The following is a 13,699-nucleotide window of genomic DNA, read 5'->3' on the forward strand; positions in this document are numbered from 1 at the left end:
CCCGCGTGCGTGAGATCCCCGGCCGCTCGCTTCCCGCGCTCGCCGCTACCCTCAACCTGCCGCCCCTCGCCGTGGGCCACGTGCCCTACTGGCGGGAGGACGTGGTGCGGCATCCGGCTAGCATCCTTGAGCACCTCGACCGGACGACGCCGCTGTGGGGCAAGGCCCTCGGCCCGGAGCCCGTCGCCTCGGCGCCGGAGGTCGAGATCGTGCCCCTCGACGAGGATGTCACTGCGGCCTGAGCTGCGCACCAGTTTGGCCGGTATCCGGCCCACCTTATCTATTCTCAAGCAGAGAAAGTAATTATGCGATGTCATCTGATAAATTCGATGCGAGCGCGGCATTTCGGGTGGCCCGCCAGGGCGAGGACAATTCTCGCCCGTGGGCCCAAGCTTTCTTCGCGCAGACGGAGACGCTCGGCCTCTCGCTCGCGACGCTGAACCGGATCGTCGCCGAGTGCGACACGCACGCTGCCGCGATGGCGCAGGTCGAGCAGAAGCTCGCGGCCGGCGAGGGCTCCACGGCTGTCCGAGGTGTGGCCCGGGAGGATACCGCGCGCCGGATCGGCGCGGCGCACGCCAAGGCTCATCAACCGAAGAAGATCGGTGCATAGCGTAGGCTAATACCAACTCACATCTTGAAGAGGATCACCAGTGTCCATCGATTTCTCTAAATTCGAACCGGCTTCGAAGGCCGATGCTGCCGCGGCAGGGCTCCTCTCGTCGCCGGCCGGCATGTATCCCGCGGAGGCCGCCGCCTCGTCGCCTGGGGGCGTGCCGGCCGCGGTGGCCGCTGCGCCGCCGCCGGCCGCTTCGGCGCCCGGTTGCATCGTCGCCTTCGCCGAGGGTGGGCCGGCGCGCCACGTGCCCGTAACGCTGGGCTTCCCGATCGTCGTCGATGGCGTGCGGGTGGATACCGTCGTCGTGCGGCGCTTGCGGGTCGCCGAGGTCCGGGCCTACGTCGCTGCGGTCCAGGCCGGGCAGGAGGCGAGCCTGCCGATGTACGAGCGCCCCGACGGCGTGCCGCTGCCGCAAGCCGCCCTCGACGCGCTCGACTCGGACGACTTCGACAAGCTCGACGCGGCGGCCGTGGATTTTTTGCCCCTCGCCCTGCGGGGCGATCCGACCTCCGCCTGAGGCCCGAGGGCTGGCGGTCCGCCGTCGCGCTGGTGACGGCGGTGTTCGGCCCGCACCTCGATCGCTGGCTGTCCGAGGATTGGACCGAGCTGGCCGACTGGTGGGGCGAGGCGATGACCCTGCGGGGAGAGTAAGCCATGGGTACCGTTACGTCGTCCCTCGTCATCCGACTGCAAGATGACGTATCGGCCCGCGCCGCCAAGGCGGCCGGCGCCCTGAAGCAGCTCGGGGACTCGGGAAAGAACCTGAGCCGGCTCGGCGGGTCCACCGCCGGCCTCGACAAGGTCGCGCAGCGCCTCGACGCGCTGCGGGGCAAGCTCGAAGCCGTCTCGCGGTTCAAGGCGGCCGGGCGCGGGTTGATCGACCTCGGCGTCGACCTGCGCAAGGCGCGCGCCGACCTCGCCGAGGCCGACGCGCTGCTGAAGAAGCGCCAGGACACGCTGGACCACTTCGCCCGGGTGAAGAAAACCGACCCGCGCCGTTACGCGACCTGGAAGGCGGACGGGCTCGTCGACCAGGTCGCAGCAAATTTCACAGCCGCCAAGGCGGCGCAGGCGCAGGCCGCGCGCGCGGCGGCCAGGGCGCAGCGCGCCTATGACGGTCAGCGCGCGACCGTGCAGGAGATGCGCGCGAAGTTGCTGCCGAACGGCGGCCCGGCCGCACGCCTCACCGGGACGGAGGCGCGTCTGCGCGCCCTGATCGCGCAGACTGAGGGCGAGCAGCGGGCACAGGCTGCCGCGCAGGCCGCGGCCCGGGCGCGGACCGCACAATCCCTCATCGAGCCCGGTCGCCGCACGGCGGCCGAGATCGATGCGCTGATGCCGAGGCCCGGCGGTCAATCATCCACCGCGGCTCCCGTCAGCCTGGCGCCGGCGACGCCGGACGGGGTGGGCCGGGCCGCCGGCACTGCCGCTTCGGCGGCGGCCGGACTCGGCAAAGTCGAGACCAAGGCGAGGGGCGCCGATGCGGCCGTGCGCCATCTCGCAGCCGCACCCCCGCCCCTCGCCGGGTTCTCGGACGCCCTGACCCGCGACCTCGCCGCGCTCGATCTGACGAAGGCCGAGACGCGGGCGCTCGCCCGCGAGGTCACGCGGATGCGCGCCGACCAGGTCAAGGCGCTCGGGCCGATCAACCCGCGGTATCACGCGCAGATCCTCGACGCCGATCGGGGCCAGATCGAGGACCGGGTCCGAGCGCGGGCCCGCGAGATGGCCGAGGAGCGGCGTACGGCGACCCTGCTCCGCCCGGCCCCGAAGGCCGACGCCAAGCCCGCGGACGAGGTTACGTTCGATCCCGCGGCGGTGCGGGGCATGCGCGAGCGGATGGGGCTGGCCGCCCGGATGGAGCGCCAGCGGGCTTCCGAGACGGCCGCGGCGGCGGCGAGCGACGGGCAGGCCTTCCGCGAGCGGTTCACCTTCGCGAGCCGCATGGCGCGCCAGCGTGCGCAGGAGGAGCGGCGGGCGGGCTCCGAGGCGGCGCAGGCGGCCCGAGAAGCCGCTCGCGAGACGGCCCGCGTCGAGGCGCAGGCGGCCCGCGAGACGGCGCGGGTGGCCCGCGAGGCAGCCCGCGAGAAGATCCAGGCCGCCCGGGAAGCGGCGCGGGAGGCTCGGCGCCTCGAGCGCGACGGGAGCCGCGAGACCGCGCAGGCGGCGCGTGAGGCCGCCCGCGTTGCCCGTGAGGCGGCCCGCGAGCGCGTCGCAGCAGCCCGTGAGGCCGCCCGCGCTGCTCAGGAGTCGGCCCGCCAGGAAGCCACCGCTTTGCGCGCCGTCGCCCGTGAGCGGGCCCGGGCGGCCCGGGAGGCGGCGCGCCAGGACCGCGAGGGCGCTCGCGCCCGGCGTGAGGTCGGGCACCACGCCCGGACCGCGGCCGGGTTCGTCGGGGCCGGCGGCGCCCTCTACGGCACCGAGCGCTTGGCCCGCACCGGCGCCCGCACGGCCGGACAGAGCGAGATGGAGACGGCCCGCGGGCGGGCGGTGGGCCTGACTCCGGAGGAGGACAAGATCGGGCTCGACCGCGCGAACGCGCTGTCGAAACAGTTCCCGTCCCTCAACCCGACCGAGTTGCGCGAGCTGTATCGGGCCCTGCACGTCAATCTCGGCGGCAACGCGAAGGCGGCGAGCGACACCCTTGAGCCGGTGGCGCGCTCGCAGGTCATGCTGCAGAACTTCCGCACCCGCGATGAAGCACAGAGCGACCTTGCGCGTATTATCCGCGGCGCCGAGAACATGGGGATCTCGGACGATCCGAAGAAATTCGAAGTATACCTCCAGGGTGCCACCAAGGGCATGCAGCTCTTCGGTGACACCCTGCGCGGCGAGGACTATTATCAGTACGCCAAGACCGGCCGTCTCGCAGTGGCGGGCCTCAACCCCCGGTTCCTCGGCGCTATCGCGCCGTCGATCATCGACGACATGGGTGGTCCAAGCGCCGGCCAAGCGCATTACACCGCCTCCAACGCTGTCGTCGCCGGGCGGATGAAGAAGGAGTCGAAGGCGGCCGCGAAGTCATTCGGCCTGATGGGGAAAGATGGCCGGATGATCGGCCGCGACACCTTCCAGCAAGACCCGTTCGAATGGGCGCTCAAGGTGCTCGAACCCGCCCTGGCGAGGAAGGGTAAGGGGTTCGACCCCAATGACTCGGGCAAGTTCGTCGATACACTGACGACGATCTTCAATGATCGCAACGCGGCCGAGTTCATCGGTAAGCTCGTCACCAAGCAGGGCGAGCTGAAGCGCAACGAGGAGCGCTTCACGAAGGTGCGGGGACTGGAAGACGCCGAGAAGGTACGTCGAGAGAACCCCGCCGTCGCTCTCGAAGGCGCCAAGACTCAGGGTGCGCAGCTTCTCGGCGAGGCCCTGGCTCCGGCGATCAATCCGGCGACGGTCGCCCTCAACGGGCTCGCCGATGCGGCGGCCTCGGCTTCCGCGAAGCTCCGGGAGAACCCGCAGGCCGTCGAGGGCGGCGGTGTGGTCGCGTCGATCCTCGGGGCCGTGCTCGGCCCCAAGGTCGCCGGGGCCCTCATGACGAAGCTCGCCGGCGACGGAACGGGCATCGTCGCCAACGCCCTGCGGATGGGCGGGGCCGCGTCCTCGGCGGCCGGCAGCGCCCTCGGCTACGCTGGGGGAGTCGGCGTGCCGGCAGCGATCGGCGCGGCGGCGGGCGAGGCTGGGGCGGTCAACGAGCAGGCTCTCCCGAACCTGCTCGCCGGCCGGGAAAGTCCGACCGCCCGCATCGCCCGCGAGCTGGGCGAGGCTCGGCGCCAGCAGGCGACGGAGACGGGACAGCGCGACGAGCTGGACCGTCGTATCGGCGGGATGCGCGGGATCATCGATCGCCTCACCACCCATTACGGCGAGGCGCCGGCCGGTCGCGTTGGGCAGGCTCTTGCGGGGCATCGCAAGGTGCTCGGCGAGCTTGAGGGCCAGCGCGACGCGATCAACGAGCGCCTGCGCGAGGCGGCGCGCGGCCGGGCTCTTGGGCAAGAAGTGCCGATCGCGGCTCCGGTCGCGCCTCAGGCTCCCGTCGCGGCCACCGCACCACAGGCGGCGGTCGCCGCTCGGGCGCCGGTCGCGGCCACGGCTCCGACAGCGGCCCAGTCTCCGGTCGACGGCGCGGCGATTGCGCAGGCTGCCGCGGAGTTGGCCCGCTACCGGGCCGAGTTGGCAATTGTGAGCGAACGACAGGCCGCGACCGCCGCGCTCAGCTTGCCTGGGCTCGGTCGCGACCTCACGGCGAAGCGGGCGGAGATCGAAGGGCTGATCTCTGGCCTCGAGGCGCGTATCAAGGCGCTCGGAAGCGAGACGATCGCTCCGAACATCGACGCATCGCAGGTCGAAGGGCTCGGACAGAAGTCGGGCGAGGCGCACGACAAGCTGACGAGCCTCAACATGACGGTCGCGCCGCAAGTCGACACCTCGTCTCTCTCTGCGGCGATCGCTCTGGCGAGAAGCTTCAACGCCGAACTCGCCAAGATCGGGCCGGCGATCGCGTCAGCCCGGGCACAGGCAGCGAGCCTCACGGTGCCGTCGGCCGGCCAGGGCGGCGGCGGGGACGGTGTCGGCCGGCAGGCCTCCACCGGCATGGTCCGGCGGGGGCTCGCCAACAACTTCGCCTGATGCTGGCTGGCCCTGTCCGGAACCGACCGGTTTTGGACAGGGCGGACCATCCTGTTCAAAATCTAGCCTTTATGAATTCCGGACATGTGTTCGGTTCCGGTCAGGGTTTTCGGACAAAACTGCTTCATGCCGCGCACCTTCGCCTACCTCCGCGTCTCGACCCCCGGCCAGACCACCGACAACCAGCTCACCGAGATCCAGGCCGCCGGGTTCACCATCGAGCCGCGCCGCCTCGTGACCGAGACCGTCTCGGGATCCACCGCGGTCGCGCAGCGCCGCGGGTTCGCGCGCCTTCTCGACCGGCTCGAGGCGGGCGACGTTCTGGTGGTGACCAAGCTCGACCGGCTCGGCCGCAACGCCATGGACGTCGGCGCGACCGTCGCCAGGCTCGACGAGCTCGGGGTGCGGGTCCACTGCCTGGCCTTGGGTGGGGTCGACCTGACGAGTTCGACGGGCAAGCTGACGATGGCCGTGATCAACGCGGTCGCGGAGTTCGAGCGCGATCTCCTGATCGAGCGGACCCAGGCCGGGCTGAGCCGGGCGCGGGCGGAAGGCCGACGGCTCGGCCGGCCGGCCAGTCTCACCGGTGAGCAGCGCGCGGAGGTCGCGCGCCAGCTCGGGGAAGGTGCGAGCGTGTCGGCCCTGGCGCGGACCTTCAAGACCAGCCGGCAGACCATCCTGCGGATCAGGGACGCAACTGTCCCATCGAAAACCGAATTGGAGGTGGCATCATGAAAGCTTCCGTCGCCGAGGGTAATATCGGACTTTTCGACAAGTCGGATCTCGTGGATTTGATTAGATCTCAGATCAAAAAGCTCGGCCTCACGCAGACCAAGGCGGCCGAGCGCATGGGCGTCACCCAATCCGAAGTGTCGAAGGTCTTAAGGGGCCAAACAAGAGGCTTTTCAAGCGAGCGGTTGCTTGCTTTTGCGGGCGCGCTTGGGGCTGACATCGAGATCAGCATCAAGGTCGCCCCTGGCGCGCGTCAGGGCCGGATGAGCCTGAAGGTGGAGATGGAGGCGGCGTGATTGCACTTACAGCCGCTTCGCGCGTTAGTGCTCAGTCTCATTGAGAATGGGTTGCATCGTGGATTACGCTTGGGAAAAGCTACACACTGCCGTGCTCGGCATAGCCCGTAGCGACGATAGCCTGCAGGTTCGGCTTGCTTACGCCTACATCGGCGGCTTGATAAATATTCGTCCTGAGGAGACCCTGCCTGAGAACCTGCGCCCAAATATGGCTGAGATCCATGCGGCGTTCAGGACGCACGAGGCCAAGGGCGACGAAGGTGGTGCTATGGCCTCCGCCCTTGCGATGTCCGATGAGGACGCTCGCGCTACAATCGAGAAGATAGTTATTCTTTACGACGAAATCGCTCAGCGCTCGCCATTCAGGCGCTGATGCGCTCGTTAGATTTGCCACCGCTTGGATGCGCCTTTGCCTGGGCGGCTTGCGTGTCCAAACGGTGGCGGCGCGGAGTCCGCAGCTCTCAAGCGTGATCAAGCTGCGAGAGGCAGTCGGCGAATAGGCGTCGGCCGAGCTCAGGGTCATTGTTCAAGTAGGCTGAAATCGCATCCGCTTCACGACGATCAGGGCAGACCGCAACGATCCGCTGTGCGTTGGTGGCAGCGGAGATGTAGCCAGCATCATGGACGGCCCATCCACCGTCGGCATGCGCCTGAACGCTGAACCGCCAGCCGGTATAGCTCGTCTTTGGCATTCACCTTATCCATTTTATCCACGCCAGTTAGTCGTGGCCAGCATGGATTTTTGCCACTTATAGGACGTTTTTGTGACACTAAATAAACGTGAATTGCAGGGCTTGATAAAGGCGGCGGCGCAGGTATTTTTCGCAGCCCTGCTGAAAGCGCTGCCGGTTCTCATCACTCGTGAAGTGGAAGATGACGCCTGGATCCATCAGGTCCTCATCCAAGACGTCACGAAAGGCGCAGAACCCGTCCACGTGCTGTGCCTGCACGCGCAAATGGGCGGCGACGATGGCGGGGCTGCCAATGATGGGTAGATTGCCGCCCGGCGCGTAGACCACCCGCACCTTGAAGGTGTGCTGGTCGCAGTCCTGCTCCTCCGTAAGCCCCTGGGCCCGCCTGAAGTCGCCCAGCACTTCCCTTGCCCGCATGATCCATTCCTCGCTTTGCCGTGCCTGGTATGTGGTGCTGCCTACCTGAAATCGGTAGCAGGAGGGATGGTGATGCGTTAACGGTTCTGTGGCGGTTTTGTACCACTAATATGCCGCGACAAACACGGGCGGGTACCATGGCGACGATCATCGGCTTGGCGCAGACCAAGGGCGGCGTCGGCAAGACTACCACGGCTCTCAACCTAGCGGCCGAGCTGCGGCGGCGCGGGCGCACGGTGGCCGTCCTTGACGCAGACCCGGCTGCGCATGCCGTTTCGATCGCGGAGAGCGGACGCCTCGGCTACCCGGTTGTCGCCCACCTTTTGGAGGCGGGCGACGAGATGTCTGTGTCCGCCTGGGTCAAGAGCGTCCAGGCCAGATCCGAAGCCTTCGTGCTGATCGATGCCCCTGGCGCTATGGGAGCGGCATTCGGTGCTACCATTGCGATCGCGCACCTGGTTCTCGTGCCGTCTGGGGCGACCGTGCTCGATGTTCGCGGTGCGGCCGAGACGGTGAGTTCTATCCGCCGGAACCGCCGCGCCACGAAGCGGACCCGGCCCGACATCCTGGTCGTGCCGAGCCGCATCGATCGACGGACCTCGGCCGGTCGGGACGTGGTGGCGACCCTTGCGGCGCTTACTGAGCCGGTCGCCCCCGCAATTTCATACCGGGCTGTCGTGGCCGACAGCCTCGCTGGTGGCGAGGTCGTGCCTCCTGACGGCCCCTCCGCCCTCGAATTTGCCGCTCTGGCCGACGCGGTGTTGACGCGACTGGGAGACATGGAATGAAGCGGCGGAACGCCTCGACGAAGCTTGCCGATGCGGCTGCTGCCATCGCCTCCAGCTTGGTCGCTGAAGACGAAGAGATTGCCCAGACTGACGCCCCTGTCTCACCTGACGAGCCTGCTTCAGCCTCCCAAGCTGAGGCTACCCCTGGGCGCAGGGGGCGGCCTCGCGGGCGTCGACCCGTGGCCGCCCGCCAGACCGTCTATCTCGACGAGGCTCGTCACGCTGCGCTCGTCAGGCTGGCTGAGGATCGCGGGCGGTCGGTGCATAGTCTGATCCTGGAGGGGATCGACGCTGTGATTGGGAAGCCATCTGCTACAGGATGGCGTTAAGGTTTTTTGGTATTTATGTGGTGTTATTTGAGTGGTTTTTATCACCGTAAAAATAGGGATGCAGTTATGCTGCTGAGGCGTAATCGGGCGGCTCGGCGTCGGCGCCGTCCTCGTCGTCCTCGCCCCACGCCTCCAGGTCCTCGACGGCCGCGCCCCAGACCATCAGGCGATCGAAGAGGACGGCATCGCAGGCGAAGCGGCACTCGATGGCGCCCGACGGCAACGGGCGGATGGTTTCCACCCGAGCCATGAGGGCAGGCAGCAGCCGCGCGGCTTCGCGCTGGGCCGCCTCGATGGGACAGGCCGAGATGGCTGTTGGGTCAGGCCGGGAGGCCAGCCAAGTCGCTAAGCGGTCGAAGGCGGGCGCGACCAGGATTGCCGTCAAGCTGAAGCCTCGCGGCTTCGTGCCGGGTGATGCACTGGCGAGCAGGCAGTCGAGGAGGCGCACGGCCTCCCGGTAGGCGGCCATTGCTGCATAGGGGGCAGGGAACGGGGAGGCCATAGGCTCAGGCCCTCAGGCTGCCGGCCGGGCGTCGGGGATCTCGGACGCGTTGCCCAAGGCCTCGCCGTAGAGGCCGAGGATCAGGCCTGCCATTTCCTGCGGCACCCCAGGCTCGAGCGCCGTGATGGGATCAGGATCCGGGCTATCGCCTGCGGGGGCGTCGAACAAGTCGGCGAGCAGGTCGAGGCTTGCGCCCCACAGCGCCAAGCGGTCGTGCGCCGCAAGGGGGCAAGCGATGACCATGCGATACCCCCCGCTCGGGTGAGGGGTGATCGTGTCGATGTCGATGAGGTCGAACAGCTCGACGAGGAGCCGTGCCGCCTCGCGCTGCGCCGGCAGCAGGACGCCCGACCACGCGCCGGAGGCGTCCGATATGGCGCCCCGGGGCGCGGCGCGGGGGGGCTGATAGGCCGCGATCCAGTCCATGTAGGCGTCCAGGAAGCCGTTCGGCACGGTCGACACGAGGCGGGCCGTGTCGCCCGTCACCTCGGGTACGTCCGCCCCGACCAGAAGGGTGGCGAGGAGGCGCGGCGCGCCCATGCCCTCACGACCCGCATTGGCAGGCCCGCCATCCGCCGGGCCGTGCGTCATCGTCCCGCGACCACGTTCCATGGCGCGCCTCTCCCCGTTCTGTCGTGATGTGCTGGTGGAAGGCTGGAGGCGACGCCCGGACGGGCGCGCTTACCGGGCCGCCGGCATGCATACCCGCGGTGAGTCAATTTGTAGCGTCAGCAGGTGTCGTTCACCGATTTTTTCTGCTAGCACTGATATCCACTTCACCGACTCGCGCTGTCAATCGTGAAAGTGACATCAGAGTCGCCGCTCGCATCGGTGATGGAGGTGTATCATTTTGGACACGCATAGCGGTGATGCTATCGACGCCTCTTTCCCGAGTCGGAGAGGGCGCGTGGGTCGCAAGCAGGAAATGGAGGCGCGCAAGGTGATCTCGCTGCAGCCTTGGCTGATCGAGGCGATCGCGAATTACCGCTTCAGCGCACGGATCTCGACGGAGTCGGAGGCAATCCGCCAGTTGATCATGAAGGGGCTGGCGGCCGAGGGGCAGCCTGTCGAGCCGCCCGCGAAGGCGACATGATCGTGGTGCGGAAGTCACCCTCAGCGGGTTCGGGGCGTGACTCTGAAACAACACGTTTGACGACGGCGTGCGGTTTACGTCACGCTGGCAAACCCGGACCGCGCTCCCGCGCGAGTCGCGGCCGGACATGGAGACCACCGCCGCTGCAGTGAGACCCTAGAACGCCAAACGGCCCCACTCCTTGCCGGGAGGGGGCCGTGGTGCCACCGAAGCGGCGACGTCGGGAAACGTAAGACAGTCCCGATATCGCCAGACGCTCCCTCGGGAGTCAAGTCAGAACGTCAGTTCTGACGACGGTGGCGGCTTGTCTGGTAAACGGAGCGCTTGCCGGCGCCTCCGATCGATCTGCCGCGGCCCGAGAGGGCCGATTGATGACGCACGCCATGAGGGCAGGGACGACCCTGCTCGAGGACCAGATCCGCGCAGAGCTTGCGACGGCAACGCTCGCGCAGCTCGACCACCAGGCCGCGCGCCTCTGGAAGGAGCACGCCGCTGGCGCACTCGACGAGATGGCCGTCGACCGGCTGTCGCAGGAGATTTTCGCGCTCAAGACCGCGCGGCGGTCCTGGCGAGCGCCGGCAACCGTCTCTCTCGGACAAGCCGTCGAGGCACCCCAGGCCGATCGGCCGGCACCGGGCACAGCCGCGAAGCCGCCGCGGACCTGGTCCCTTTTTCCCCCGAAGCGGCCCGCCCAGCGCCCACCGGACCGCGCCAAGGCCCGGGAGCGTGCGCGGACGCTCGCCGCAGCCTCCGGCCTCCCCCGGCACTCGCATGGCGGTTCACACCGGGCGAACAGGCCGCGCTCTTCGTCATCGCCGCGGAGTGCTACGCCCGCGGTCTATGCGACCGCTGCCACGACGAGATCGCCGCGCGTGCCGGCGTCTCGACCTCCACGGTCAAGCGGGCCCTGCGCCTCGCGAAGCGGCTCGGCCTCGTCCGGATCGAAGAGCGGCCGCAGGAGCGAGCCAAGCACTTGCCGAACGTGGTCCGGGTCGTCTCGCCAGAGTGGGCCGCCTGGATCGCGAAGCGGAAGCCGACTGGGGGTCAGGCTCGAACGGCCATGGGGAGAGAAGATTCTCAGAAGGGATTTTCTGGTCGCTTCGATCGGCCGGCGGCGTCTCACCGGTCGAAGCAGCGCCAGAATCCAGCAGGTGTCGACAGACCGGCTGAAATCTCAGCCGGTCCGCCCAGGCCCAAAGGTCACAAGGCTCCAGCGCGGGGCCTTCGATGAGCCACCGCATCATCTGAATCGTCGTATGGGCTGCCGATGGGCAGGGTCGGATCGCTCGCCGTGTTCTGGCGAGATTCCGCACGCCTGCCGTCACCCTTGTCGATTGATAGTCTTGGCTTGTTCCGCCAATGATTGACTAGTTCTGTCTAAACGCCATGGCGCGATATTCATCAGTAGATGATCCGCGCAGTTCCACGGCAACACAAGGATCAGTTGCGTGTCTGTGTCGCGTATCGAAGACACCTCTGCCCTCATCGTCGGTCTGATCGATGGGTCCCCATCTGCCGCAAGCGAGGCGCCGCCCGAGCCCGCTCCTCAGAAGCGCGGGCGCGGTCGACCGCGGAAGGACCGGCCGGCTCCTCCGCCTCCCTCTCTACCGCCGGCCGAGGATCGTGCTCCCGTCCCGATCGGCGACCTTCCGCCCGTGGCGCGTCTCTCCCGCAGGTAACCTGGCCTCCCGGCTTCCGGATGGACACTGTCGGGCTTGCCTACCAGCCGAGGCCCGATGGGCCGGCCGAGTACCTCTCCGGCCCCTTCGCGGTTCACGCGAAGGCGCGAGCGGATGACGGCACGGGATGGTCCCTCGTCCTGTCATTCCGCGACAGTGACAACCGGATCCAGGTCGCTGTCATCGGCTACGGCGACCTCGCATCGGGTGAGGCCGGCGAGGTGCGCCGCGACCTGGCGAGTCGCGGTCTGTGGCTCGCGAGCAGGCGCGGGGCCAAGGAACGCTTCGCCGAGGCGCTCGCCGGGGTGCGGGTCGACCTCCGGGCGGTCATCGTCAACAAGGCCGGATGGCACGGCGAGGGCGAGGTCTTTGCCGTTCCCTCCTTTACGGCGGCAGCTCCAAACCGGCAGGCCGAGCCCATTGTTTTTCAGTCGGGGCAGAGTGCAGCCCACTTCAGGATCGCGGGCGATCTTGCGACTTGGCGCGCAGAGGTAGCGGCCCTGGCGGAGGGGCAGACGCGACTGGAATTTGCCCTCGGGCTCGGCTTCGCGGGGCCTTTGCTCGAGCCTCTCGGCGCCGAGGGCGGAGCCTTCAATTACGTGGGGGCCAGTTCTTCCGGCAAAACCACAGCGCTCCGCCTCGCAGGCAGTATTTGGGGCGGCGGCGGGCCTCTTGGCTTCGCCACGAGTTGGCGGACGACAGCAAACGCCATTGAAGGAACGGCGAGCGCCCATAATGATAGTCTGCTTTGTCTCGACGAATTAGGCCTGATTGAGCCACGTGACCTTGAGGCAGCGGCTTATGTCCTTACCGGAGGATCGGGTAAGGGGCGATCTCGCGCGGACGGTGACCTTCGAGCGCGGACGCGCTGGAGGGTCTGCGTCCTCTCGACGGGTGAGATCGGGCTTGCCCAGCGCCTCGCCGAGGGTGGGGCGAACCGGCAGGCCAAGGCGGGCCAAGGGGTGAGGTTCGTCGACGTCGACGCCGATGCTGGCGCTGGACTCGGCTTATTCAACCACGTCGGGCCCTTTGCCGGGCCAGGGGCTCTTGCCGATGCCTTGCGCGAGCGCACGGCGCACCAGCACGGGACTGCCGGCCCGGCCTTTGTCCAGAGGCTCCTGGAAGGGAAGGCGGAGGCGATCCGGACCGCCAGGGATCACATGGCGGCCTTCGTCTCCGAGCACGTGCCGGATGGCGCCTCGGGGCAGGTGGTCCGTGTCGCTCAGCGCTTCGGCCTCGTCGCAGCGGCGGCGAGCTCGCCACAGCCTTCGACATCCTGCCCTTCTCGCCGGGCACGGTGACGGAGGCGGCCGGAGCCTTGTTCCGATCGTGGGTGCGCTCCCGGGGCGGCGTCGGGGCGAGCGAGGACCGCGACGCCGTTACGGCCGTGAGGCACTTCCTCCAGCAGCACGGCCCGGCACGCTTCATCTCGGCCGACAAGGCTCTTGATGAGAGCGCGTGGCGGGCGCAGCGGGTCGCCGGCTACCGCATGCGAGGGGAAACTACCGCTGAGGATGGAGACTATCTCTTCCACTCGTCGGGGTTCGCTGAAGCTATCGCCGGTCTAGACCGTCGAGCAGCGGCCGATGCTCTCGCTGAGGCTGGCTTCCTGAAAAAAGATCCGACCGGTAAGCGTACTAGATCCGAGCGAGTCGGCGGCAAGTCAATGCGCGTCTATCGCGTGTCCTGCTCGATCCTTGAGGGAGACGAGGAATGACCGGCCCTGCCCGCCCCGATATCGCGGCCCGGTTCGCAGGGCTGCGTCGTTCCCCGACTCCCGTCCTCGCGCGCGCGGTGGGTGCCGGTGGCGGCGCGGCCCTTTTTTCCGCGAGCCCTGGTTCTGAGGCTTCGCCGTCCGACGATGGGATGGTGGAGGAGCGCGCCGCGATCCTGCAGCACGATGCCGGCTGGTCGCGCGAG

The 13,699-nt window shown here is 68.3% G+C and carries 15 protein-coding genes; 11 read left to right on the top strand and 4 right to left on the bottom strand.

What is annotated here, in order from left to right; all coding sequences use genetic code 11:
- The first annotated feature begins 5 nt into the window (after positions 1 to 5).
- The 7 genes from F1D61_RS33125 to F1D61_RS33155 all read left to right on the top strand — a co-directional run bounded on the left by F1D61_RS33125 (position 6) and on the right by F1D61_RS33155 (position 6,652).
- The gene (locus F1D61_RS33125; protein ID WP_203159512.1) at positions 6 to 242 is read left to right on the top strand and encodes a hypothetical protein; all 237 of its coding nucleotides are present in this window, start codon (positions 6 to 8) and stop codon (positions 240 to 242) included.
- Positions 243 to 349: 107 nt separating this feature from the next.
- Positions 350 to 613: a hypothetical protein gene (locus F1D61_RS33130; protein ID WP_203159513.1), complete on the top strand. Its 264-nt coding sequence runs from the start codon at positions 350 to 352 to the stop codon at positions 611 to 613.
- A 40-nt stretch (positions 614 to 653) separates the two neighbouring features.
- A complete protein-coding gene (locus tag F1D61_RS33135) occupies positions 654 to 1,136 on the top strand; it encodes a phage tail assembly protein (RefSeq protein WP_203159514.1) in 483 nt (160 codons plus the stop codon).
- 137 nt (positions 1,137 to 1,273) lie between these two features.
- Positions 1,274 to 5,251 (top strand): hypothetical protein, encoded by a 3,978-nt coding sequence (locus F1D61_RS33140; protein WP_203159515.1) that lies wholly within the window; start codon positions 1,274 to 1,276, stop codon positions 5,249 to 5,251.
- A 126-nt stretch (positions 5,252 to 5,377) separates the two neighbouring features.
- Positions 5,378 to 5,986, top strand: a complete 609-nt coding sequence (locus F1D61_RS33145; protein ID WP_203159516.1) for a recombinase family protein — start codon at positions 5,378 to 5,380, stop codon at positions 5,984 to 5,986.
- A complete protein-coding gene (locus F1D61_RS33150; RefSeq protein WP_203159517.1) occupies positions 5,983 to 6,279 on the top strand; it encodes a helix-turn-helix domain-containing protein in 297 nt (98 codons plus the stop codon). Before F1D61_RS33145 ends, F1D61_RS33150 begins: the two co-directional genes overlap by 4 nt.
- Before the next feature lie 58 nt (positions 6,280 to 6,337).
- Positions 6,338 to 6,652, top strand: a complete 315-nt coding sequence (locus tag F1D61_RS33155; RefSeq protein WP_203159518.1) for a hypothetical protein — start codon at positions 6,338 to 6,340, stop codon at positions 6,650 to 6,652.
- Between the two features lie 88 nt (positions 6,653 to 6,740).
- On the opposite strand, the gene F1D61_RS33160 is transcribed toward F1D61_RS33155, so the two are convergent.
- Both F1D61_RS33160 and F1D61_RS33165 read right to left on the bottom strand, forming a co-directional pair.
- Positions 6,741 to 6,971: a hypothetical protein gene (locus tag F1D61_RS33160; protein WP_203159519.1), complete on the bottom strand. Its 231-nt coding sequence runs from the start codon at positions 6,969 to 6,971 to the stop codon at positions 6,741 to 6,743.
- Positions 6,972 to 7,049: 78 nt separating this feature from the next.
- Positions 7,050 to 7,388, bottom strand: coding sequence for a hypothetical protein (locus F1D61_RS33165; protein WP_203159520.1), 339 nt, complete (start codon positions 7,386 to 7,388; stop codon positions 7,050 to 7,052).
- Between the two features lie 137 nt (positions 7,389 to 7,525).
- On the opposite strand from F1D61_RS33165, the gene F1D61_RS33170 reads away from it, so the two are divergent.
- The gene (locus F1D61_RS33170; RefSeq protein WP_203159521.1) at positions 7,526 to 8,176 is read left to right on the top strand and encodes a ParA family protein; all 651 of its coding nucleotides are present in this window, start codon (positions 7,526 to 7,528) and stop codon (positions 8,174 to 8,176) included.
- Between the two features lie 393 nt (positions 8,177 to 8,569).
- Here F1D61_RS33170 and F1D61_RS33175 read toward each other — a convergent pair whose 3' ends face one another.
- Together F1D61_RS33175 and F1D61_RS33180 are read right to left on the bottom strand one after the other, a co-directional pair.
- The gene (locus tag F1D61_RS33175; RefSeq protein WP_203159522.1) at positions 8,570 to 8,953 is read right to left on the bottom strand and encodes a hypothetical protein; all 384 of its coding nucleotides are present in this window, start codon (positions 8,951 to 8,953) and stop codon (positions 8,570 to 8,572) included.
- Between the two features lie 66 nt (positions 8,954 to 9,019).
- Positions 9,020 to 9,619 carry a hypothetical protein gene (locus F1D61_RS33180; protein ID WP_203159523.1) on the bottom strand — a complete coding sequence of 200 codons (600 nt, stop codon included), beginning with the start codon at positions 9,617 to 9,619 and terminating at the stop codon, positions 9,020 to 9,022.
- 295 nt (positions 9,620 to 9,914) lie between these two features.
- Between F1D61_RS33180 and F1D61_RS33185 the strand changes: the two genes are divergently transcribed.
- From F1D61_RS33185 to F1D61_RS33195, 3 genes are all read left to right on the top strand, one after another.
- The gene (locus F1D61_RS33185) at positions 9,915 to 10,100 is read left to right on the top strand and encodes a hypothetical protein (protein ID WP_203159531.1); all 186 of its coding nucleotides are present in this window, start codon (positions 9,915 to 9,917) and stop codon (positions 10,098 to 10,100) included.
- Between the two features lie 1,699 nt (positions 10,101 to 11,799).
- The gene (locus F1D61_RS33190) at positions 11,800 to 13,080 is read left to right on the top strand and encodes a DUF927 domain-containing protein (RefSeq protein WP_203159524.1); all 1,281 of its coding nucleotides are present in this window, start codon (positions 11,800 to 11,802) and stop codon (positions 13,078 to 13,080) included.
- An 86-nt stretch (positions 13,081 to 13,166) separates the two neighbouring features.
- Entirely contained in the window at positions 13,167 to 13,496 is a 330-nt protein-coding gene (locus tag F1D61_RS33195) for a hypothetical protein (protein ID WP_203159525.1), read from the top strand.
- The last annotated feature ends 203 nt before the right edge of the window (positions 13,497 to 13,699 follow it).

Source organism: Methylobacterium aquaticum (assembly GCF_016804325.1).
GTDB lineage: Bacteria > Pseudomonadota > Alphaproteobacteria > Rhizobiales > Beijerinckiaceae > Methylobacterium > Methylobacterium aquaticum_C.